Annotated in this window: 27 protein-coding genes; 14 read left to right on the plus strand and 13 right to left on the minus strand. The window is 59.6% G+C overall.

What is annotated here, in order from left to right; genetic code table 11:
* Positions 1–31 precede the first annotated feature (31 nt).
* The 3 genes from gatA to NBG89_RS05900 all read left to right on the plus strand — a co-directional run bounded on the left by gatA (position 32) and on the right by NBG89_RS05900 (position 2,289).
* Positions 32–1,513: an Asp-tRNA(Asn)/Glu-tRNA(Gln) amidotransferase subunit GatA gene (gatA, locus tag NBG89_RS05890; protein ID WP_431322063.1), complete on the plus strand. Its 1,482-nt coding sequence runs from the start codon at positions 32–34 to the stop codon at positions 1,511–1,513.
* A gap of 20 nt (positions 1,514–1,533) precedes the next feature.
* The gene (locus NBG89_RS05895) at positions 1,534–1,773 is read left to right on the plus strand and encodes a hypothetical protein (RefSeq protein ID WP_431322064.1); all 240 of its coding nucleotides are present in this window, start codon (positions 1,534–1,536) and stop codon (positions 1,771–1,773) included.
* 240 nt (positions 1,774–2,013) lie between these two features.
* Positions 2,014–2,289 carry a hypothetical protein gene (locus NBG89_RS05900; RefSeq protein WP_431322065.1) on the plus strand — a complete coding sequence of 92 codons (276 nt, stop codon included), beginning with the start codon at positions 2,014–2,016 and terminating at the stop codon, positions 2,287–2,289.
* 43 nt (positions 2,290–2,332) lie between these two features.
* Here NBG89_RS05900 and NBG89_RS05905 read toward each other — a convergent pair whose 3' ends face one another.
* Positions 2,333–2,590: a YjhX family toxin gene (locus NBG89_RS05905; protein WP_431322066.1), complete on the minus strand. Its 258-nt coding sequence runs from the start codon at positions 2,588–2,590 to the stop codon at positions 2,333–2,335.
* A 293-nt stretch (positions 2,591–2,883) separates the two neighbouring features.
* Between NBG89_RS05905 and NBG89_RS05910 the strand changes: the two genes are divergently transcribed.
* Complete coding sequence (locus NBG89_RS05910) at positions 2,884–3,390, plus strand: N-acetyltransferase family protein (RefSeq protein WP_431322067.1); 507 nt, start codon at positions 2,884–2,886, stop codon at positions 3,388–3,390.
* On the opposite strand, the gene NBG89_RS05915 is transcribed toward NBG89_RS05910, so the two are convergent.
* Positions 3,382–3,681 carry a DUF1294 domain-containing protein gene (locus NBG89_RS05915; protein WP_431322068.1) on the minus strand — a complete coding sequence of 100 codons (300 nt, stop codon included), beginning with the start codon at positions 3,679–3,681 and terminating at the stop codon, positions 3,382–3,384. The two genes, NBG89_RS05910 and NBG89_RS05915, sit on opposite strands and share 9 nt — an antisense overlap.
* A 140-nt stretch (positions 3,682–3,821) precedes the next feature.
* Between NBG89_RS05915 and gatB the strand changes: the two genes are divergently transcribed.
* The 5 genes from gatB to NBG89_RS05940 all read left to right on the plus strand — a co-directional run bounded on the left by gatB (position 3,822) and on the right by NBG89_RS05940 (position 7,344).
* Positions 3,822–5,324, plus strand: a complete 1,503-nt coding sequence (gene gatB / locus NBG89_RS05920) for an Asp-tRNA(Asn)/Glu-tRNA(Gln) amidotransferase subunit GatB (protein ID WP_431322069.1) — start codon at positions 3,822–3,824, stop codon at positions 5,322–5,324.
* Positions 5,325–5,329: 5 nt separating this feature from the next.
* A complete protein-coding gene (locus tag NBG89_RS05925; RefSeq protein WP_088694728.1) occupies positions 5,330–5,833 on the plus strand; it encodes a GNAT family N-acetyltransferase in 504 nt (167 codons plus the stop codon).
* Between the two features lie 6 nt (positions 5,834–5,839).
* Positions 5,840–6,301, plus strand: a complete 462-nt coding sequence (locus NBG89_RS05930) for a GNAT family N-acetyltransferase (protein WP_431322070.1) — start codon at positions 5,840–5,842, stop codon at positions 6,299–6,301.
* 104 nt (positions 6,302–6,405) lie between these two features.
* Positions 6,406–6,804, plus strand: a complete 399-nt coding sequence (locus NBG89_RS05935; protein ID WP_007792741.1) for an NADH:ubiquinone oxidoreductase subunit NDUFA12 — start codon at positions 6,406–6,408, stop codon at positions 6,802–6,804.
* 108 nt (positions 6,805–6,912) lie between these two features.
* Positions 6,913–7,344: a DUF2155 domain-containing protein gene (locus NBG89_RS05940; RefSeq protein WP_088694730.1), complete on the plus strand. Its 432-nt coding sequence runs from the start codon at positions 6,913–6,915 to the stop codon at positions 7,342–7,344.
* Between the two features lie 3 nt (positions 7,345–7,347).
* Here the strand turns inward: NBG89_RS05940 and aat are convergent, their stop codons facing one another.
* The 5 genes from aat to NBG89_RS05965 form a co-directional block, all read right to left on the minus strand.
* Complete coding sequence (aat, locus tag NBG89_RS05945; protein ID WP_431322071.1) at positions 7,348–7,962, minus strand: leucyl/phenylalanyl-tRNA--protein transferase; 615 nt, start codon at positions 7,960–7,962, stop codon at positions 7,348–7,350.
* A 6-nt stretch (positions 7,963–7,968) separates the two neighbouring features.
* The gene (accC, locus tag NBG89_RS05950) at positions 7,969–9,315 is read right to left on the minus strand and encodes an acetyl-CoA carboxylase biotin carboxylase subunit (protein WP_431322072.1); all 1,347 of its coding nucleotides are present in this window, start codon (positions 9,313–9,315) and stop codon (positions 7,969–7,971) included.
* 10 nt (positions 9,316–9,325) lie between these two features.
* On the minus strand, positions 9,326–9,802 hold the full coding sequence (gene accB, locus NBG89_RS05955) for an acetyl-CoA carboxylase biotin carboxyl carrier protein (RefSeq protein WP_431322073.1): 477 nt from the start codon (positions 9,800–9,802) through the stop codon (positions 9,326–9,328).
* A gap of 22 nt (positions 9,803–9,824) precedes the next feature.
* Positions 9,825–10,262: a type II 3-dehydroquinate dehydratase gene (gene aroQ / locus NBG89_RS05960; RefSeq protein ID WP_088703134.1), complete on the minus strand. Its 438-nt coding sequence runs from the start codon at positions 10,260–10,262 to the stop codon at positions 9,825–9,827.
* A gap of 144 nt (positions 10,263–10,406) precedes the next feature.
* Complete coding sequence (locus tag NBG89_RS05965; protein ID WP_431322615.1) at positions 10,407–11,165, minus strand: DsbA family protein; 759 nt, start codon at positions 11,163–11,165, stop codon at positions 10,407–10,409.
* Positions 11,166–11,375: 210 nt separating this feature from the next.
* On the opposite strand from NBG89_RS05965, the gene NBG89_RS05970 reads away from it, so the two are divergent.
* On the plus strand, positions 11,376–12,533 hold the full coding sequence (locus NBG89_RS05970; protein ID WP_431322074.1) for a pyridoxal phosphate-dependent aminotransferase: 1,158 nt from the start codon (positions 11,376–11,378) through the stop codon (positions 12,531–12,533).
* 85 nt (positions 12,534–12,618) lie between these two features.
* Here NBG89_RS05970 and NBG89_RS05975 read toward each other — a convergent pair whose 3' ends face one another.
* Together NBG89_RS05975 and NBG89_RS05980 are read right to left on the minus strand one after the other, a co-directional pair.
* Entirely contained in the window at positions 12,619–13,623 is a 1,005-nt protein-coding gene (locus tag NBG89_RS05975) for a ketopantoate reductase family protein (RefSeq protein ID WP_431322075.1), read from the minus strand.
* Positions 13,624–13,711: 88 nt separating this feature from the next.
* A complete protein-coding gene (locus NBG89_RS05980) occupies positions 13,712–13,927 on the minus strand; it encodes a hypothetical protein (protein WP_431322076.1) in 216 nt (71 codons plus the stop codon).
* Positions 13,928–14,125: 198 nt separating this feature from the next.
* On the opposite strand from NBG89_RS05980, the gene ftsZ reads away from it, so the two are divergent.
* The 3 genes from ftsZ (at position 14,126) to NBG89_RS05995 (ending at position 16,436) form a co-directional block, all read left to right on the plus strand.
* Positions 14,126–15,151, plus strand: coding sequence for a cell division protein FtsZ (ftsZ, locus tag NBG89_RS05985; RefSeq protein ID WP_088694949.1), 1,026 nt, complete (start codon positions 14,126–14,128; stop codon positions 15,149–15,151).
* Positions 15,152–15,308: 157 nt separating this feature from the next.
* Positions 15,309–16,157, plus strand: coding sequence for an oxidoreductase (locus NBG89_RS05990; protein WP_431322077.1), 849 nt, complete (start codon positions 15,309–15,311; stop codon positions 16,155–16,157).
* Between the two features lie 81 nt (positions 16,158–16,238).
* The gene (locus NBG89_RS05995; protein ID WP_431322078.1) at positions 16,239–16,436 is read left to right on the plus strand and encodes a hypothetical protein; all 198 of its coding nucleotides are present in this window, start codon (positions 16,239–16,241) and stop codon (positions 16,434–16,436) included.
* 206 nt (positions 16,437–16,642) lie between these two features.
* Here the strand turns inward: NBG89_RS05995 and NBG89_RS06000 are convergent, their stop codons facing one another.
* Complete coding sequence (locus tag NBG89_RS06000) at positions 16,643–16,969, minus strand: hypothetical protein (protein WP_007531928.1); 327 nt, start codon at positions 16,967–16,969, stop codon at positions 16,643–16,645.
* Between the two features lie 2 nt (positions 16,970–16,971).
* Positions 16,972–17,226 carry a DUF2188 domain-containing protein gene (locus NBG89_RS06005; protein ID WP_431322079.1) on the minus strand — a complete coding sequence of 85 codons (255 nt, stop codon included), beginning with the start codon at positions 17,224–17,226 and terminating at the stop codon, positions 16,972–16,974.
* Between the two features lie 213 nt (positions 17,227–17,439).
* On the opposite strand from NBG89_RS06005, the gene NBG89_RS06010 reads away from it, so the two are divergent.
* Positions 17,440–17,613 carry a hypothetical protein gene (locus NBG89_RS06010; protein ID WP_431322080.1) on the plus strand — a complete coding sequence of 58 codons (174 nt, stop codon included), beginning with the start codon at positions 17,440–17,442 and terminating at the stop codon, positions 17,611–17,613.
* Between the two features lie 141 nt (positions 17,614–17,754).
* Here NBG89_RS06010 and NBG89_RS06015 read toward each other — a convergent pair whose 3' ends face one another.
* Together NBG89_RS06015 and NBG89_RS06020 are read right to left on the minus strand one after the other, a co-directional pair.
* Positions 17,755–18,585: an alpha/beta fold hydrolase gene (locus NBG89_RS06015; protein ID WP_431322081.1), complete on the minus strand. Its 831-nt coding sequence runs from the start codon at positions 18,583–18,585 to the stop codon at positions 17,755–17,757.
* 343 nt (positions 18,586–18,928) lie between these two features.
* The gene (locus NBG89_RS06020; protein WP_431322616.1) at positions 18,929–19,114 is read right to left on the minus strand and encodes a YegP family protein; all 186 of its coding nucleotides are present in this window, start codon (positions 19,112–19,114) and stop codon (positions 18,929–18,931) included.
* Positions 19,115–19,217 lie beyond the last annotated feature (103 nt).

Consider the following 19,217-nt stretch of genomic DNA (forward strand, 5'->3'; position numbering starts at 1 on the left):
CGTTGCCATTCCAGATTTGAAGCGAATTACCATGAGCGAACTCACCAGCCTGACCATTGCCGAAGCCCGCACGAAGCTGCGCGCCAAGGAGATCAAAGCGACCGAACTGACCGAAGCCTACATTTCGGCGATCGAAGCGGCCAACGACAAGCTCAACGCCTATATCAAGGTCACGCCCGAGAAGGCGTTGCAGATGGCGGAAGCCTCCGACGCACGGCTCGCGGGCGGCAAGGGCGGCGAGCTCGAAGGCATCCCGCTCGGTATCAAGGACCTGTTCGCCACCGAGGGCATTCATACCCAGGCCTGCAGCCACATCCTCGATGGTTTCAAGCCGCACTACGAGTCGACCGTCACCCAGAACCTGTGGGACGATGGCGCCGTCATGCTCGGCAAGCTCAATATGGACGAGTTCGCCATGGGCTCTTCCAACGAAACCTCCTATTACGGGGCGGTGATCAATCCTTGGCGTTCGGCTGGCTCCAATCAGCAGCTGGTACCTGGCGGTTCCTCGGGCGGCTCGGCGGCTGCCGTTGCAGCCCACCTTTGCGCTGGCGCCACGGCAACCGACACGGGCGGCTCAATCCGCCAGCCTGCCGCCTTCACTGGCACGGTCGGCATCAAGCCGACTTATGGTCGCTGCTCGCGCTGGGGTACGGTCGCCTTCGCATCCTCGCTCGATCAGGCAGGCCCGATTGCGCGCGACGTGCGCGATGCCGCGATCCTGCTGAAGTCGATGGCGTCGGTCGATCCCAAGGACACGACCTCGGTCGACCTGCCGGTTCCGGATTATGAAGCCGCACTCGGCCAGTCGCTGAAGGGCATGAAGATCGGTATTCCGAACGAATACCGCGTCGATGGCATGCCTGAGGAAATCGAAACGCTCTGGCAGCAGGGTATTGCCTGGCTGAAGGATGCTGGCGCCGAGATCGTCAACATCTCGCTGCCGCACACCAAGTATGCCCTGCCGGCCTACTACATCGTCGCTCCGGCGGAGGCCTCGTCGAACCTCGCGCGCTATGACGGCGTCCGCTACGGCCTGCGCGTCGATGGCAAGGACATCGTCGACATGTATGAAAAGACGCGCGCCGCCGGCTTCGGAAAGGAAGTCAAGCGCCGCATCATGATCGGCACCTACGTTCTTTCCGCCGGCTACTACGACGCCTACTACATCAAGGCCCAGAAGGTCCGCACGCTGATCAAGCGCGACTTCGAACTGGCGTTCAATGCCGGTGTCGACGCGATCCTGACGCCGGCGACACCGTCGTCGGCCTTCGGCGTCGCCGACGAAAACCTCGCCTCCGATCCGGTCAAGATGTACCTGAACGACATCTTCACGGTGACGGTCAACATGGCCGGTTTGCCGGGCATTGCCGTTCCCGCTGGTCTCGACCACAAGGGCCTCCCGCTCGGCCTGCAGCTGATCGGCAAGCCCTTCGACGAAGGAACGCTCTTCAAGACGGCGCATGTGATCGAGCAGGCCGCAGGCAAGTTCACGCCCGCCAAGTGGTGGTAAGCGAGCTTAAAATCCGGGAAATGACTGTCGCCGACCATCACATGGTCGGCGAAGTCGGTTTTGCGGCCTGGAAATCCAGCGGTGCTGGCGAACCTGGTTTCAACCGGGCTGACGTTATCGAAGCAGCCCGCAAGGCATTCTTCGATTATCCGGCTCTGGCAAAGGGCGATGTCGTCGTCGCCGAGCTCGACGGCAGGATCGCCGGCTGGGAAAACGAGCCCAATCACATATCGGACATCTGGATCGATCCCGCTTGCTAGGGCCGTGGCATCGGCTCCGCCCTTATTCGCTATTTCATTGAACGCATTGCCGCCGACGGCTTCAAGGTTGCAAAAATCGACACCCGAGCTACGAATGCGGGCGCCATCCGGCTTTACGAGCGAGCGGGTTTCTCGATCATCTGGCGTGATGAGAAGTTCGATGCGGCACTCGGTATTCCGCTCGAAAAGGTGCATCTGGAGAAGTGTCTCGGCCAAGGCCGCAATCTCGGGAGGAGGCTAATGTCCAAACAGAATCTGGCGGATATGATCGAAGCGTTCGACTGCCTCGCGGCGGTGGGTTTCACGATGGGTGCGGAATGGCAGGCCGTTCACGAGATCTGCCAGGCGCATGAAGGTGAGGCGCCTTTCGACTGGGGGCACGCGCTCTGCCACCGTATCGAAGGCGACGACTGGAATGCGGACTACTGGTACCGGCGAGTGGGCAAGCGCCGCGAGAACGGCACGGTGGCCGAGGAGTGGTCAGCGATGAGGGCCGAGCTTGCCACCCACCGTTAAGAAGAGCCGCGCGCCGAAGCGACGCGCGGCCAAAATCGAAAAGCTATCTATTATCCTGTTCCGCTCTCACCAGAACCAATCCCCGTTCGGTGATGCGATAGGGTCTGCCGCCCGAGGATTTGATCGCCCGCTTCTGCTTCAGCTTGCGAAACAGCTCGAGGCCGAAGCCGGGATAAACCCAGCCATTGCGTGTGAAGCACTTCACCGCCTCGATCTTTCGGTTTTCGTCGCGTTCGATTTCAATGCGACCACCCTGGGCCAATAGGTGCAGGATACGCTGCTCCATACGTGAAATATCCATGGAATGTTGATCCGGTGGTAGCGCCCTAAGGGCGCACAAAACGATCTGGCGTCCGATCGGACGTCAGGGCTTCGTTCTTTTCGGGCCCGTGCGCGCAAGCAAAACCTGCGGGCAGGGGCCTCTACCGGGTCTGAGAAGACAAGTTCAACATGTGGTCGTCATATCGGCTGCTCGACATCCCGTCAAGTTTTTGCAACCGATGGGGGATCTTGCGACGAGCTACGCGCCCGTAACGCGAGGCTTTGATAATGCGGTGATTCGGTGTTTACTTCAGTGGAAACGCGGAGGTACCGTTGATCCATATTCGCAATGCCCGCGAAGACGAAGCGGAACTCCTGAGCGAGATCGGAGTGAGGGCCTGGCAGAAGGCGATGGCATCCATCGGCGAAGGGGATGCTATGGTCGATGCCGCGCGGAGCGCCTTCTTGAATTTCGTCGCAAGTAGCTGGATCACCGTCACCGTCATCGAATGGAACGGACATCCGGCCGGATGGGCCGCGCGCGAGACCCTCGACGAGAAGATTTCAGATTTCTGGATCGATCCTGCCTTCACCGGTCATGGTCTTGGGACGGCGCTCTTGCAAAATATCGAAAAAGACATCGCCGCGCAGGGCCTCGATACGGCGATGATGCAGACGCACTCTGGGAACTCCGAAGCGATCAGCTTCTTCCAGAAGCGGGGATACACAATTCATTGGCTATCGATCGCCTACAATCCCAAGCTCGATCGTGATGTGCCGTCCGTCGGTCTGTCAAAGTCTCTGGAAACCGCGGATGACGGCACATACGGCCTAGCCTAGTACGACGCAACCGAGGGCGGCCGATAACAGCAGAGCGGCTGCGGCATGAAAGACAACGATGGCCCTCAGGATCGAGCGGAACGGCTCCTTCTGTGTCTTGTGACGTAGCAGTTTCTGCGCGCAAACGGCGCCTAGACTGCCGCCAACGAATGCCAGCGCCAGTAAGGTCCTTTCGCTGGTCCGCCTCCAATGGTGGCGAGCGGCCTGCTTGTCGAGAAAATAGACCGAGAACACGAAGGCATTCAGTGCCATGAAAAGCGCGATGATCTTGAAAATATCCGCTGTCGTCATGCGGGTCACGCTAGCGACATTGAGTTAACACGCGCCAAACCGGCTGGCGTCGCTGCGACGCACAGCCGAAAGCCTTGCACCGACAAGCCATTTCCGTTACCTCACCAGTTGAAAAGAACAGCCTCAAAAAGAGCATCCCAATGACCATTGTCGACGTTCGCACGCCTGATCCGAAACGCTTCATTCCCGGCGCCACTGGCGATTGGGAAGTCATCATCGGCATGGAAGTCCATGCGCAGGTGTTGTCGAATTCGAAGCTGTTCTCGGGCGCTGCGACCGAATTCGGCAAGCCGCAGAATTCCAACGTTTCGCTCGTCGATGCCGCGATGCCCGGCATGCTGCCCGTCATCAATGAGGAATGCGTCGCCCAGGCGGTCCGCACCGGTCTCGGCCTGAAGGCGCAGATCAACAAGCGCTCGATCTTCGACCGCAAGAACTATTTCTATCCAGACCTGCCGCAGGGCTATCAGATCTCGCAGTTCAAGGATCCGATCGTCGGCGAAGGCAAGATCATCATCTCGCTCGGCCCGGATCGTCAGGGGCAGTTCGAGGACATCGAGATCGGCATCGAGCGCCTGCATCTGGAGCAGGACGCCGGCAAGTCGCTGCACGACCAGCATGCCACCATGTCCTACGTCGACCTCAACCGCTCGGGTGTTGCGCTGATGGAGATTGTCTCCAAGCCTGACATGCGCTCTTCTGATGAAGCCAAGGCCTACATGACGAAGTTGCGCTCGATCGTACGCTACCTCGGCACCTGCGACGGTAACATGGACGAGGGCTCGATGCGCGCCGACGTCAACGTCTCCGTCCGCCGCCCGGGTGAAGGCTTCGGCACGCGTTGCGAGATCAAGAACGTCAACTCCATCCGCTTCATCGGTCAGGCGATCGAATACGAAGCCCGCCGCCAGGTCGGCATTCTCGAGGACGGTGGCTCGATCGAGCAGGAGACCCGTCTCTTCGACCCGAACAAGGGCGAGACGCGGTCTATGCGCTCCAAGGAAGACGCGCACGACTACCGCTACTTCCCGGATCCGGATCTTCTGCCTCTCGAGTTCGACGATGCCTTCGTCAAGGCGCTCGAAGCCGACCTTCCGGAACTGCCCGACGACAAGAAGGAGCGCTTCGTGCGCGAACTCGGCCTCTCGGTCTACGACGCTTCCGTTCTCGTCTCGGAAAAGGCCATCGCCGACTATTTCGAAGCCGTGGCTGAGGGGCGCGACGGCAAGACAGCCGCCAACTGGGTCATCAACGATCTGCTCGGTGCGCTGAACAGGACCGGCAAGAGCATCGAAGAGACGTCCGTTTCGCCGGCTCAGCTTGGTGCGATCATTGACCTCATCAAAGCGGAGACTATTTCCGGAAAGATCGCGAAGGACCTGTTCGAAATCGTGCTGAACGAGGGCGGCGATCCCGCCGAGATCGTCGAAGTCAGAGGCATGAAGCAGGTGACCGATACCGGTGCGATCGAGCGGGCCGTCGACGAAATCATCGCCGCCAACCCCGATCAGGTCGCAAAGGTTCAGGCCAAGCCGACTCTTGCCGGCTGGTTTGTCGGTCAGGTTATGAAGGCGACCGGCGGCAAAGCAAACCCGCAGGCCGTCCAGGCTCTCGTGAAGGCGAAGCTCGGCATCGAGGAGTAGGGACCGTGTATTTCGTGCGCACTGCCAGCGAGGGTGATCTTAGCAAGATGCGCACTTTGCTGGACGAGGGCTTTCGCGCGACTTACGCTGGCCTCTACGGCGAAGCGAAGGTGAAAGAGCTCATTGCGCATCTGTTTTCGCCGGCGGCGCTGCAGGCGCGCTTGGCGAAGAAGAATGCAGAGTTCCTCGTTGCCGACAACGGCAAGGATATCGGCGGCGTCGGCTATGCCGCCATGTCGGATGAAATGACGAAGACCGTCATGCTCCATCTGCTCTATGTCCGACCGCCGCTGCATCGCCAGGGCATCGGGCGCGAGATTTTTGCCGAGCTGGAAACCTGCTTTCCCGACGCCGAGATCATGCGCCTCGAGGTCGAGCCACGGAACACTACGGCAATCGCCTTCTATCATGCCCATGGCTTCGAGGATGTCGGCCGCAACGAAAATGACGGGCCGGGACAATCCGGAATCCCGACGCTGATCCTCGAAAAAACTCTCGAACTGCGCTAGCCAATCATGAGCAAAACCATCATTCGCGAGGCGCGTGGTGCTGACGTTGCTGCGCTTGTCGCGATCTTTGCCTCCGATGATCTCGGCGGTCACGGCGATACGACGGCTCCCGAGGCCTTTGGCGATTATCTCAGAGCTTTCGAGCGGGTCGCCTCGTCGCGCGATCAGACGCTCTACGTCGCCGAACGCGAGGAACAGGTTGTCGGCACGTTCCAGACGATGATCGTGACGTCGCTGGTCGGTCGTGGCTCGTCGTCGATGATTATCGAAGCGGTGCAGACGCGCGCTGACATGCGTGGGCAGGGCATTGGCGCTCAGATGATCGAGTTCGCCATCGCGGAGGCAAAACGTCGCGGCCTGCGCCTTGTTCAACTAACCTCGAACGCCAGCCGCAAGGATGCGCACCGTTTCTACGAGCGGCTCGGCTTCAAGCAATCGCATCTCGGCTTCAAGATGGCGCTGAAATGAGCCGGTGTGGCGCCGGAATCACTGGACAATGTGGATCGCTGGCGGCATAAGCGAGGGATCAAATTCTGGTCCCGCTTGCCGTCCGGCTAGCTCAAGGAAAAGACATGAAGAATCTCCTCGTGCAAATCTTCACCTGGTGGAACGGTCAGACGATCGGTACGCGTTTCGCGACCTGGCGTTTTGGCAAGCGCGTCGGTGAAGACGAATTGGGTAATGTTTACTACGAAGGCGGCATGTCGTCTTACGGCCTTCCGAAGCGTTGGGTGATCTACAAGGGCTACGCCGAAGCCTCGGCAATTCCCCCGGGCTGGCACGGCTGGATGCATCACCGCACGAACGTTCCGCCGAGCCAGGAAAACTACGTCGCCAAGGAATGGCAGAAGCCGCATCGCGCAAACCCGACCGGTTCGCCGCAGGCTTATCGCCCGCCCGGCTCGCTGGTCGTTCCTGGCGAACGTCCTCGGGTTACCGGGGACTACGACGCTTGGACGCCTGGCAACTAAGCAGACGGCCTGACTGGCCCCGCTTTTAGCCACAATTGACCATTACCCGCAGAATGGCCGCAGCGACTGCGGCCTTCCGATTTTAAGATGCTGTGGAGACGGGCAGACATGAAGCTTTTCACGCGGAACCAGCTCCTGCGTGCCGCCGGGCTCTCCCTGGTGCTTGGCTCGACGCTTCTGCCACAGGTCGCTACCGCCGCCCGCATCGAGAATTCGGTGGCCGTTTTCTCCGGCCTAGACAAGATCACCGGTCGCATCACAACCTTCGATGTCTATGTCAACGAGACCGTGCAGTTCGGCGCCCTGCAGGTCACGCCGAAGGCCTGCTATTCGCGTGATCAGGCCGAAGCGCAGAAGATTGATGGTTTCGTGGAAGTCGACGAGATCACGCTCGACCGCAAGATCCGCCGCATCTTTACGGGCTGGATGTTTGCCGACAGCCCCGGCCTCAACGCCGTCGAGCATCCGATCTATGACGTCTGGCTGAAAGACTGCAAGCAGAACTCGGACGTTCCTGCGCCCGACAAGGCAGCTAACTAATTCTCAGAATTTGAGGTGCGGCGATTCCATTGCCGCCGCGAGTATGTGAGCATACTCATCCTTCGGAACATCGATGGCTCCGAACGTCTTCAGGTGCTCGGTCGTGAACTGTGTGTCGAGCAGAGTAAAACCCTTGGCGCGCAGCCGCTCGACGAGATGAACGAGGCAGATCTTCGAGGCGTCCGTCCGCCGCGAGAACATGCTTTCGCCGAAGAATGCCGAGCCAAGCGAAACGCCATATAGCCCGCCGACAAGCTCGCCGCCGTCCCAGGCTTCGACCGTGTGGGCATGGCCTATGCGATGCAGTGTCGAATAGAGCGTCTTGATGGTCTGATTGATCCACGTGCTCGGCCTGTCCCCGGTCTCAGCCGCGCAGGCTGCGATGACCGCATCGAAATCGTAGTTGAAGCGGATTTCGAACGGCTTGCGCCGAATCGTCTTGGCGAGGCTTCTGGAAACGTGGAATTCGTCGAGCGGCAGGACGCCGCGAAGATCAGGCTCGACCCAGAATATTTCTGGGTCATCAGCCGATTCGGCCATCGGAAAGAGACCGATGGAATAGGCGCGCAGGAGGATTTCCGGTGTTATGCCTGGAGACTTCCTGCGCGATCCTGCCATTCTCTGTTACGCCGGTTTCTTGGCCAGATAGTTCTCAAGCCAGTGGATATCGTAGTCGCCGTTGGCGATGTCCTGATTGTCCACCAGATCCTGGAACAACGGAAGCGTCGTCTTGATGCCGTCGACGACGAATTCGTCGAGCGCGCGACGCAGGCGCATCATGCATTCGACGCGCGTGCGGCCGAAGACGATAAGCTTGCCGATGAGGCTGTCGTAGTAGGGCGGGATCTTGTAACCTTGGTAAGCGCCGCTATCGACGCGAACGCCAAGACCACCCGGCGCATGGAAGTGCGTGATCGTGCCGGGCGAGGGCACGAAGGTACGCGCGTCCTCGGCGTTGATGCGGCACTCGATGGCGTGGCCGTGGAAGTTGATGTCTTCCTGCTTGACAGAGAGTCCGCCGCCGGACGCGACGCGGATCTGCTCGTGAACGAGGTCGATGCCGGTGATCGCTTCAGTGATCGGGTGCTCGACCTGCAGGCGGGTGTTCATTTCGATGAAATAGAACTCGCCGTTCTCGTACAGAAACTCGATCGTGCCCGCGCCGCGATACTTCAGCTTTTTCATGGCGTCGGCACAAACCTGGCCGATCTTCATGCGCTGTTCGACGTTGAGGGCAGGGGAATTCGCTTCTTCCCAGACCTTCTGATGGCGGCGCTGCAGCGAGCAGTCGCGTTCACCAAGATGGATCGCATTGCCTTCGCCATCGCCGAACACCTGGATTTCGATGTGGCGCGGCTTGCCAAGGTACTTTTCCATGTAGACAGCATCATTGCCGAAAGCGGCAGCGGCTTCGGTGCGTGCCGTCGACCAGGCTTCGATCAGGTCGGCCTCGGACTTGGCGACCTTCATGCCGCGTCCGCCGCCGCCGGCAGTCGCCTTGATCAGGACCGGATAGCCGATTTCAGCAGCAGTCCGTAGCGCGTCTTCTTCGGTCTTCACCTCGCCGTCCGAACCCGGAACCACGGGGATGCCGAGTTCCTGCGCCGTCGTCTTGGCGGTGATCTTGTCGCCCATGAGGCGGATATGTTCCGCCGTGGGGCCGATGAAGGTGATGCCGTGCGCTTCGAGGATTTCCGCAAACTTGGCGTTCTCGGAGAGAAAGCCATAGCCCGGATGAACTGCATCGGCGCCGGTGATCTCGCAGGCAGCCACGATTTGGTGGATGTTCAGATAGCTGTCGCGCGAAGGCGGCGGGCCGATACAGACGCTTTCGTCGGCCAGGCGTACATGCATGGCATCGGCGTCAGCGGTCGAGTGAACGACGACGCAGGGAATGCCGAGCTCTTTGCAAGCCCGCAGAACGCGAAGCGCGATTTCCCCGCGATTGGCGATGAGGATTTTCGAGACCATGACGCTCGCCTTATTCGATAACGACGAGGGCTTGGCCGTATTCGACGGGGCTTCCGTCCTCGACGAGGATTTCGGTGACCTTGCCGGACTTCGGCGAAGGGATCTGGTTCATGGTCTTCATCGCTTCGATGATGATCAGCGTCTGGCCTTCCTTGACCGTCGCGCCGAGCTCGATGAAGGGACGTGCGCCCGGAGCCGGAGCCATATAGGCCGTGCCGACCATCGGCGCGCTGACGGTATTTGCAGGGTTGCGTGCAGCAGCTGCAGGAGCCGCGGGCGCTGCAGCTGGGGCGGCCGCTGCCGGAACCGCGGCTGCAAATGCGGGCGCGGCGATCGGAGCCTGAACGTATTGGGTGTTGCCGGCACGCGAAACGCGGATGCGCAGATCGTCCTGCTCGACTTCGATTTCCGTGAGATCCGTGTCGTTGAGGATGTTCGCGAGGTCGCGGATCAGCGCCTGGTCGATACCGTTTTTCTTCTCAGCCATGAGTATGTGCCCTGTCTTCTTTTTATGCCGTGAGATTCTTCAGCGCATGCAGCGCCAGAATATAGCTGTAAGGCCCAAAGCCGCAGATGACGCCTTTCACCGCTGGCGCAATCATCGACTTGTGGCGGAATTCTTCCCGCGCGTGAACGTTGGAGATATGCAGCTCTATCACCGGGATGGAAATAGCGCGAATTGCATCGTGGAGCGCGACTGACGTATGCGTGTAGGCACCTGCATTGATCGCGACACCGACCGCTTTATCGTTCGCTTCGTGGAACCAATCAACGAGCGTACCTTCGTGATTGCTTTGGCGAAAATCGATGTCGAAGCCGAGCTCGCGCCCGGCCGCCTTGCAGTCAGCCTCAATATCCTGAAGCGTCTTGCCGCCATAGATGCCGGGCTCTCTTTTGCCGAGCATGTTCAGATTGGGCCCGTTCAGGACGAATATCGTTTGCGTCATCGAATGTTCCAGTAGATGCGAGACGGCAACCTATAGACTCCCAGCGGACCTAATGAAAGCCCTTTGGAAAGCGCAGCCCGAATCACGCCACATTTGTCCACATGGCTGGAACACTTCGATTTTGGCGATTTGATGGGCGCCGTATCAGCAACTTGTCTTGCCGCAGGCGCGCATGTTCTTGACCTTGGCCTCAAGGTCGTCGAACCCAACCGCGCCTTGAACCAGTTCGTTGCCGATGACATAGGACGGCGTACCTGTAATGCCGAGGCTCTGAGCAAGCTGGTAGGTTTCCTTGACGGAAGCATCGCTCGAACTCTTGGCCATCTCGTCGCGGATTTGCTTTTCGCTGACGCCAAGCGACTCGGCAACTTCGATTGCGCTGGCTTCATCGGCGCGACCGTCGCTGCCGAGAAGTGCAATATGGAACTGGCTATATTTCTCTGGTGCCAGCTTCCGGAATGCATCCGACACCTTATGGGCTGCGACCGATTCCGGCCCGAGGATCGGGAATTCCTTGAGCACAAAGCGGACGTTCTTGTCCTTTTCGAGCATCGTCTGCATGTCGGAAAGCGCGTGGCGGCAATAGCCGCAGTTGTAGTCGAAGAACTCGACGATCGTGATGTCACCCTTCGGATTGCCGATCGTCATGTCATATTTCGAATTGAAGATCGTTGACTTGTTGTCAGCAATCACCGCGTTGGCTTTAACAAGGCGCGCCTGATCCTGCTTCTTCTGCAGGGCGTCCTGAACGTCCAGCATGATCTCCGGATTTTCGATCAGGTACTGCTTGATGAACTCGCCGAACTCCTTCTTTTGCGCGTCATCGAGCGCTGCCGCCGGATAGGCCGTGGCGACCGAGGCGGTGAGCGCCAGTGCGGTGAAGATTTTCGGAAGTATGGCCATCATATCCTCGTTTTTGGCAGTTCGTATGTATCTTTCTAGGCGCCGGATAACACTGCCCGATTAACGGCGGCAGTCCGGTGTCGCCAAATTACGGTGCGCCCGATCGTCTTCAAACAGGTATTTTCGTATCCACCGTTCAATCGCGGGATTGTGATGATCCGATTATTGCGGCAATTGTCTGGCCGCAAGCAAAGTTAGAGAGACCCGATCTTGTTTTCCATTTCCAAACGCAGCGAAGTCGAGCCCTTTCACGCCATGGATGTTCTGGCCGAAGCGACGAAGCGGCGAGCGAGCGGTCACCCGGTCATTTCCATGGCTGTCGGGCAGCCATCCCATCCGGCTCCGCGCGCTGCGCTCGAAGCGGCGCAGGCGGCGCTTGTGGAAGGCAAGATCGGCTATACAGATGCGCTCGGCACGACAAGGCTGAAACAAGCGCTGGCCGGGCATTATCGCGATCGTCACGGGCTGGAAATTGATCCTGCGCGTATCGCAATAACCACCGGTTCTTCCGCCGGCTTCAATCTCGCCTTTCTCTCCCTGTTTGATGCCGGTGACGCGGTCGCCATTGCTCGTCCCGGCTATCCTGCCTATCGCAACATCCTTGGCGCGCTCGGGCTGAAGGTTATAGAGGTCCCGGTAACGGCCGAGACGCATTTCACGTTGACGCCCGAGAGCCTTGAGGCTGCGCAAGCGGCAAACAACGTCAAGCTGAAGGGCGTTCTTCTGGCGAGCCCCGCCAATCCGACGGGCACTGTGACTGGCCGCCAGGGCCTGCAGGAGTTGGCGAACTATTGCGCGGCCAATTCGATCGCGTTCATTTCAGATGAAATCTATCATGGCCTAACGTTTGCCGAGGAAGAGACCAGTGCGCTGGAATTGACCGACGAGGCGATCGTCATCAACTCCTTCTCCAAATACTATTGCATGACGGGCTGGCGGATTGGCTGGATGGTGCTGCCCGAGCGGCTGGTGCGTCCGATCGAGCGTGTTGCGCAAAGCCTCTACATCTCGCCGCCCGAGCTTTCGCAGATCGCAGCGACGGCGGCGCTGGGAGCGAGCGCAGAACTCGACGTGTACAAGGCGAGCTACTCAGCCAACCGCGAATTCCTACTGAAGCGGCTGCCGGAAATTGGCCTATCGATTGCCTCGCCGATGGACGGCGCCTTCTACGCCTATGTCGACGTGACTCGCTTTACCAATGACAGCATGGTATTCGCCAAGCGGATGCTGGCGGAGATCAACGTTGCCGCGACGCCAGGTCTGGATTTTGACCCCCTGGAAGGCGATCGCTCGATGCGCATGTCCTATGCTGGTTCCGAAGCCGAGATCATTGAAGCGGTTGAGCGCATCGCTGTGTGGCTGAAATAAATCTCTTCCGTTATAGGAGCTTGCGGAGACTTTCTGATTCAATGTCTGAGCAGCCTGCCGGAGGCCGCTCGGCCGTTAAGGCCCTTTAGGTCGCTCGGCAGTTCTCACGGTCAAGCCGCGACACCAGCGCCAGGATCGTTTCTGAAACTGGTGTCGGCACTGCCGTCAGGCGACCCAGCGAAACGACCATTCCCACCAGCGGTGTAAGTTCCAGCGATTTGCCAGCGAGAAGGTCCTGTAGCATCGACGTGCGAACCGGCCCGATCTGTCGCGCCTGCTCAAGTCGTTGCTCGACGGACATCCCAACATTCGCGCCGAGCGCTTCTCCTACGGCCTTTACCTCCTTCATGACCTTTCCGATCTGGTCAGTGATCGCGGCATCCGCCATCAACTCCGACATCAATGAACGCGTCAGTGCGCTGATCGGATTGAAGGATGCGTTGCCCATCAGCTTGCTCCAGATATCGTCGCGGATCCGGATAGAGAGCTTCACCTCGATATCTGCGCGTCGCAGCAATGCTTCAATCTCCCGCAAATCTGCAGTGATCTCACCGGAGGGCTCGCCGAGAATGAAATGGCCCTTGTTGCTGAGTCTGACCTCACCGGGTTTGCTGACTTCGGCACCCTGATGGGCGACGCAGCCGATCACCCGCTGTGGGCCGACAAACTGCCAGAGCCTGCCGCCTTCATCGAGTTCCTCGAATTGGAGCTCCGCATGCGCGCTGTCCTGATCGCGATGGAAATACCACCACGGAATGCCGTTGAGGATCGTCAAGACACGTGTGCCATCCTTCAATAGATGGCCAATTCCTTCCGCCGCCGCGCTGAGCTGATGGCCCTTCAGTCCGGTGATCACGAGATCCTGTGGCGGCAGTTCCGCTGGATCGTCTGTGGCTGTTACCGACACGCGAAAGGGAGATTCAGCGCCAGCCTCAATGAGACGCAACCCATCGTCCCGGATAGCCGCGAGATGAGCGCCGCGGGCAACGACCGAGACCGTGGCCTCTGCGCCGAATGACGAGGCAAGCTTGGCCGCGATGGCGCCGCCGAGTGCACCGGCGCCGAAGATGCAGATGTTCTTGAAGGGCATGCGATGATCTTTCCGCGATTGACTGGTCGCGCTGAAATTAGGTCATCCGTCCCTCAAGGCGAGTGATTTTTGAAGCCGGTCGATGCTTTTATTGGTTGGAGCCGGGAAGAAGCTCGTTGCGACGAAGCTCGTCGATCGCAGCCACCGCATCTTCCGCAGACCAGCCGGCGCGGATGGCCGCGGCGATCATCCGGACTTCGGCTTCCTCTTCGATCTTTAAGAACAGCGGTTCCAAGGCCTCTTGGGCGGTAAGAATGTGATCGTTCGGAGGGGTAACTGACGGGCGGGTGGCAAGCGTAGGCATCTGCGCGGTACTCCTCTCTCTGGCAGGGGATGATTCACAATAAAGCGCGAGATCAAAAAAGGTTCCGGATAAAGTTTCAAGAACGCTTCATCTTGTTCTTTCGCCCCGGCTCTGCCTTGTTGCGCGACTAGGTTGATGCTCGATTCGGTTCCCGACAAGAGGCGGAGCCATGACGAAAAACGCACGAAGGAGATTGCGATGACGAACGCCAAGAACGGGATTTCCGAAATGCGACCGAGAATTACAGTAATTGGTGTCGGCGGCGGCGGTGGCAATGCCATCAACAACATGATTGCGGAAAATCTCGAAGGTGTCGATTTCATCGCGGCTAATACCGATGCGCAGGTCCTGGCGACCTCCAAGGCATCCCGCCGCATCCAGCTCGGTGCGCATGTGACCGAAGGGCTGGGCGCTGGTTCGCTGCCGGAAGTAGGGCGCGCGGCCGCCGAAGAATCCATCGACGAGATCATGGATCATCTGGCTGGCTCGCATATGTGCTTCGTCACCGCAGGCATGGGCGGTGGCACCGGCACTGGCGCTGCGCCTGTGATTGCGCAGGCTGCCCGCAACGCCGGGATTCTGACGGTCGGAGTCGTAACGAAGCCCTTCACCTTCGAGGGCAACCGCCGCATGAAGACGGCCGATGTCGGTATCGAGGCGCTGCGCGAGGCGGCCGACACGGTGATCGTCATCCCGAACCAGAACCTGTTTCGCATCGCCGACGCAAAGACCACCTTCGCCGACGCCTTCATGACAGCCGACCGCGTGCTTTATGCTGGTGTCGGCTGCATCACCGACCTGATCGTCAAGGAGGGCCTTATCAACCTCGATTTCGCCGACGTGAAATCCGTTATGCGTGGCATGGGCCGGGCGATGATGGGCACGGGCGAGGCTTCGGGCGAGGGGCGTGCAATGAAGGCCGCCGAAGCTGCGATCGCCAACCCGCTGCTCGATGATATCTCGATGAAGGGCGCCAGGGGTGTTCTGATCTCGATCTCCGGTGGCTCCGATATGACGCTCTTCGAAGTGGATGAAGCGGCAAGCCGCATCCGCGATGAGGTTCAGGAAGAGGCCGACATCGTCGTTGGCGCGATCTTCGACCGCAACCTCGATGGCAAGTTCCGCGTCTCGGTCGTCGCCACAGGCCTTGACGGGACGGTTGGAACGCGGACCCATCAGGGCGTGGCGCTCGGCCAGGACATGCAGACGCGTACGCTGCAGTAGACCCTATCGCCTGCGCGCTCGATCGGTGCGCAGGCCTCCTGATTGATGTCGTTTCGGCGTAGGCTTGCCGTTGTCCTGGAAATGTCAGGCCGCGGCCCTAAATCCGCTCTCGCCCCTTCGCCCGCCAAGGCGTTCCCGACAAAATCAGGAAAATCTCATGCCCCAAGACACATTGCCCGTCTGGTTCATCACCGGCTGCTCCACCGGCTTCGGCCGCGAGCTAGCGAAACTTACCATTGCCCGCGGTTGGCCAACGGTCGTCACCGCGCGCGACAAGGCTCGCGTCGCCGATCTCACCTTAGGTCACGAAGCGAACACGCTGGCGCTGGATCTTGACGTGACGGATCGCGCACAAGTCAAGGCCGCGGTCACGGTAGCCGAGCAGCGCTTCGGCCGCATCGACGTTCTCGTCAACAATGCCGGCTATGGCTATCAGTCGACGGTCGAGGAAGCCGAAGAGCAGGAAATCCGCGATCAGTTCGAGGCGAATGTGTTTGGCTTGTTTTCGATGACCCGCGCCGTCCTGCCCGGTATGCGGCAACGCCGGCATGGCCACATCATCAACATCACCTCGGTTGCAGGCTTTATGGGCTTTCCCGGTTCCGGCTTCTATGCCGCGAGCAAGCACGCGGTAGAAGGCTTTTCTGATGCACTTTACACCGAGGGCAAGCCGCTTGGCATCAAGGTAACCTGCGTCGAACCCGGCCCGTTCCGCACCGATTGGGCCGGCCGGTCACTCAGGCAAACGAAGAGCACGATTTCCGATTATGCCGATACTGCGGCGGCACGGATGAGGCAGACATCCGAATATAGCGGCAAGCAGGCCGGCGATCCCGTGCGCGGCGGCGAGGCGATGATCCGGGTCACGCAAGTGGAAGATCCGCCACGCCATCTCGTGCTCGGTGAAATCGGCTATAACAACGTCACGAACAAGTTGCGCGAGCGACTGGCGCAGATAGAGGAATGGCGCGAAACGAGCCTCGCGGCTGATTTCTCGAAGGCGTAAAATCGTCTCGGGAATACTGACGTCCGCGCAAGCGGAGCAAACTGAAAACGGGCGTCGCGCCGCCGTGGTGGAGGATATCGAATGGTGAAGTTTGGCTATCTTGTTGCCATTCTGCTGATCCTGATCGGAGTGGTCTGGATGGGGCAGGGCAGCGGCTATTTTCCCTATCCGGAAGAAAGTTTCATGATCAACCAGACGCCCTGGGTCTATTGGGGCGCGCTCGCAACGATCATCGGAATTGTTGTGATTGTGGTGACGAGAAACGCACAGCACCGGTAGCGATTGAGACGCCCATGCAGACGGCTTGGGACGTGACAGTCAACGGGCGGCGCGGCAGAATGCGCATCACCAGTTGGTGACATTTGATCTGGATGCAGGCAGGTTACAGGGCACTCTTGCGTGTCCGAGCCTCTAAAATAATTCGCCGGCGAAAGAAGCCTCTGAGCGAGCTTCCGCCGGCGAAAGATGTGATCCGTAAAGAGCGCTTACGCGCGGCGCGAACGAGCGTCCGCCATGTCGGGCCGCGTCCCATCAGGAGCGCGAAGGCCGTAGTGCTTGCTTGCAAACACCCATTCCACATTGCCAGGCTCAAATGGGCGACGCGGGTTTCTCAATGCCATCCGGCGCTCGGAGAGGCTGCGCGGCAGGGTGTCGATCATATCATTGACGAAGGTTTCAACGCTGTCTTTCCAGCGAGGAGAGATTGAAACATCCACGCCACCAAAGCGATGGAAGTCGGGATGTTTGCGGGAGTAGCATGCGCCGAGCATCCAGGCATGCTGCTGCTTCAGAAAGCGTTCTTTAATGGTCATTCCTAGTCTTTTTCCTTGGCGTCATCGACGACATCAGTCTCGGGGCGGTCGCCTCGGTTCGACCGTTCCGTTGTCCAGCTGCCGTCTGCACGCTGATATGTAATGTCCGCATCCTGGCCACCGAGCTGTTGTCGCTCTGCGGCGTGTTTGGCCGCTGCCAGTGCTTCTTCGTGAGTTGGGAAAGTTTCCGACCAGACATCGTCCAGGCGGTAAGCCCAGGCGCCATCATGTTCGGCGACGTGGTAGGTAATCGACATCGATCTTTCCTTCAAGAACTTTTCGCAGGAATTTGCATCCAGGCGCCACGCAGATTGAAAAGCTCAAACGCCGCTCGCCCGATGCTTGTTCCATCGCGGCCTGACCTGTGGCGAAGCTGGATTCAATGCGCGGCACGATCTTGCGCGAGCGCGCAACGCTTCATAGGCTTGGCTCGTTGATGGATTCGTTCAACGCCTCTTAATAGGAATCCCATGCGCGCTCAGTCGAAGCCGTTCATCGTCGAAGTCAAATCCTCCCGCCGCACCGAGCGTCGCCAATCCGCGTCGATCTGGGGGAACCTCGATCTCTCGGCCGTTGCCGAAGAGATTACGGAAGAGTTGCCCCAACCGGCCGCAACTCCGGCGGAAACCGCTGTGGTGCGATAATCCGCGGAGGCCAATCAGCTGCCGCCGACAGCGGGCTCCCTGGCCGCCAGGCGGGAACAAGGGCACCCGCCTTGGCTTCTCGATATTGCGTCAATTCCAAGGCCTCGGCTCCAGATAAGCAGGCCGACGGCTCGGTCCATATTAGTCCAGGAAGAACTCCAGTAGATCGGCGTTGATGACGTCCGGATGCGTCGTGCACATGCCGTGCGGGAGGCCGGCATAGGTCTTCAGCGTCCCGTGTCTCAAGAGCTTGACCGAAAGCGGTGCTGAATCGGCATAGGGAACGATCTGATCGTCGTCACCGTGCATTACCAGCGTCGGCACATTGATCTGCTTCAAGTCCTCGGTGAAATCCGTTTCGGAGAAGGCTTTGATGCAATCGTAATGCGCCTTCGCCCCGCCCATCATCCCTTGCCGCCACCAGTTCTCGATGATGCCCTGGCTGACCTTGGCGCCTGGCCGATTGAAGCCGTAGAAGGGTCCGGCCGGCACATCGAGAAAGAACTGCGCGCGGTTGGCGACGAGCGCCGCACGGAAACCGTCGAAAACTTCGAGTGGAAGCCCGCCGGGGTTTTTGTCCGACTTGACCATGATCGGCGGTACGGCGCCGATCAGCACGGCCTTGGCGATGCGGCCGGGCTTTGCACGCGCGACGTAATGGGCGACCTCACCACCGCCGGTCGAGTGACCGACATGGATCGCATTCTTGAGGTCGAGCGCATCGGTAAGCGCGGCGACATCAGCCGCATAGGTGTCCATCTCGTTGCCCTGCCACGTCTGGCTGGAGCGGCCGTGCCCACGCCGGTCATGGGCGATCACCCGATAGCCCTTGCCCAGAAAGAACATCATCTGCGCATCCCAGTCGTCGGCGCTGAGCGGCCAGCCGTGATGGAAGACAACAGGCTGGGCACCGAGCGGACCCCAATCCTTGTAGAAGATTTCGGTTCCGTCGGCGGTCTTGATGAATGGCATGATCAGGTCCCTCTTTCTGGATGTGATTGCTTCGATTGGGGTAAAGGCACGCGAGCATCCTTCCGGTGCCCATATTGTGGGGCGTCCGGCAGAGCTGGCTCACGCGCTACCGTACTACGTCCTCATCATGACGCGGCTTTAGCGGCGCTGCGAGCCAACGGTAATGTGATGCAAATCATCGAGAAGGGAAGATGCTGATTTGGAGAATGGCGGCGCGGGAGAAGCGCACCGTTCCGCATCCGAGCGGCGTAAAGTCGGCGACGACGCGCCCGCGCGAAGGCAACGCCGAGTTTTGAAGGCTAGGTTGCCGGTTGCAGCGGAGCCGTCGAATTGGGCTTCAAAATTAAGTTGGGTTGCAGCTCATGCCATTGCGCCTTGCGTTGTCGATGCAATCGCTGCGGCTGGAATAGCCTTGCGACGATGCCCCCACGATGCTGCCGTTCGCGGCCGTGCGCCGCCAGCGGCAGCCATCGCTCCCGCTATAGATCTCCCATCTGTCACCGTTACTTGCGACACAGCTTGCTATGATCCTCTCCCATTAGTGCTGACGGCAAATGGTTAAGCGATTCGCGGATGCTGCTCCACGAATTGGGTGCAACCCGTGGCTTCAGTCGGTGAGGTCTCGGTGCGCC

This window comes from Rhizobium sp. YTU87027 (assembly GCF_050644135.1).
GTDB lineage: Bacteria > Pseudomonadota > Alphaproteobacteria > Rhizobiales > Rhizobiaceae > Rhizobium.

Coding starts and splice junctions, on each gene's coding strand:
- NBG89_RS06000 (WP_007531928.1), bottom strand. CDS start 16,969: ATGACCATTAAAGAACGCTTTCTGAAGCAGCAGCATGCCTGGATGCTC.
- NBG89_RS05975 (WP_431322075.1), bottom strand. CDS start 13,623: ATGCCCTTCAAGAACATCTGCATCTTCGGCGCCGGTGCACTCGGCGGC.
- aroQ (WP_088703134.1), bottom strand. CDS start 10,262: ATGACGCAAACGATATTCGTCCTGAACGGGCCCAATCTGAACATGCTC.
- accB (WP_431322073.1), bottom strand. CDS start 9,802: ATGGCTGAGAAGAAAAACGGTATCGACCAGGCGCTGATCCGCGACCTC.
- NBG89_RS06015 (WP_431322081.1), bottom strand. CDS start 18,585: ATGCCATTCATCAAGACCGCCGACGGAACCGAAATCTTCTACAAGGAT.
- accC (WP_431322072.1), bottom strand. CDS start 9,315: ATGGTCTCGAAAATCCTCATCGCCAATCGCGGGGAAATCGCGCTTCGC.
- NBG89_RS05965 (WP_431322615.1), bottom strand. CDS start 11,165: ATGGCCATACTTCCGAAAATCTTCACCGCACTGGCGCTCACCGCCTCG.
- gatB (WP_431322069.1), top strand. CDS start 3,822: ATGACCATTGTCGACGTTCGCACGCCTGATCCGAAACGCTTCATTCCC.
- NBG89_RS05915 (WP_431322068.1), bottom strand. CDS start 3,681: ATGACGACAGCGGATATTTTCAAGATCATCGCGCTTTTCATGGCACTG.
- NBG89_RS05935 (WP_007792741.1), top strand. CDS start 6,406: ATGAAGAATCTCCTCGTGCAAATCTTCACCTGGTGGAACGGTCAGACG.
- NBG89_RS05995 (WP_431322078.1), top strand. CDS start 16,239: ATGGTGAAGTTTGGCTATCTTGTTGCCATTCTGCTGATCCTGATCGGA.
- NBG89_RS05895 (WP_431322064.1), top strand. CDS start 1,534: ATGACTGTCGCCGACCATCACATGGTCGGCGAAGTCGGTTTTGCGGCC.
- NBG89_RS06005 (WP_431322079.1), bottom strand. CDS start 17,226: ATGTCGATTACCTACCACGTCGCCGAACATGATGGCGCCTGGGCTTAC.
- ftsZ (WP_088694949.1), top strand. CDS start 14,126: ATGACGAACGCCAAGAACGGGATTTCCGAAATGCGACCGAGAATTACA.
- NBG89_RS05980 (WP_431322076.1), bottom strand. CDS start 13,927: ATGCCTACGCTTGCCACCCGCCCGTCAGTTACCCCTCCGAACGATCAC.
- NBG89_RS05940 (WP_088694730.1), top strand. CDS start 6,913: ATGAAGCTTTTCACGCGGAACCAGCTCCTGCGTGCCGCCGGGCTCTCC.
- gatA (WP_431322063.1), top strand. CDS start 32: ATGAGCGAACTCACCAGCCTGACCATTGCCGAAGCCCGCACGAAGCTG.
- NBG89_RS05990 (WP_431322077.1), top strand. CDS start 15,309: ATGCCCCAAGACACATTGCCCGTCTGGTTCATCACCGGCTGCTCCACC.
- NBG89_RS06010 (WP_431322080.1), top strand. CDS start 17,440: ATGCGCGCTCAGTCGAAGCCGTTCATCGTCGAAGTCAAATCCTCCCGC.
- NBG89_RS05900 (WP_431322065.1), top strand. CDS start 2,014: ATGTCCAAACAGAATCTGGCGGATATGATCGAAGCGTTCGACTGCCTC.
- NBG89_RS05905 (WP_431322066.1), bottom strand. CDS start 2,590: ATGGATATTTCACGTATGGAGCAGCGTATCCTGCACCTATTGGCCCAG.
- aat (WP_431322071.1), bottom strand. CDS start 7,962: ATGGCAGGATCGCGCAGGAAGTCTCCAGGCATAACACCGGAAATCCTC.
- NBG89_RS05930 (WP_431322070.1), top strand. CDS start 5,840: ATGAGCAAAACCATCATTCGCGAGGCGCGTGGTGCTGACGTTGCTGCG.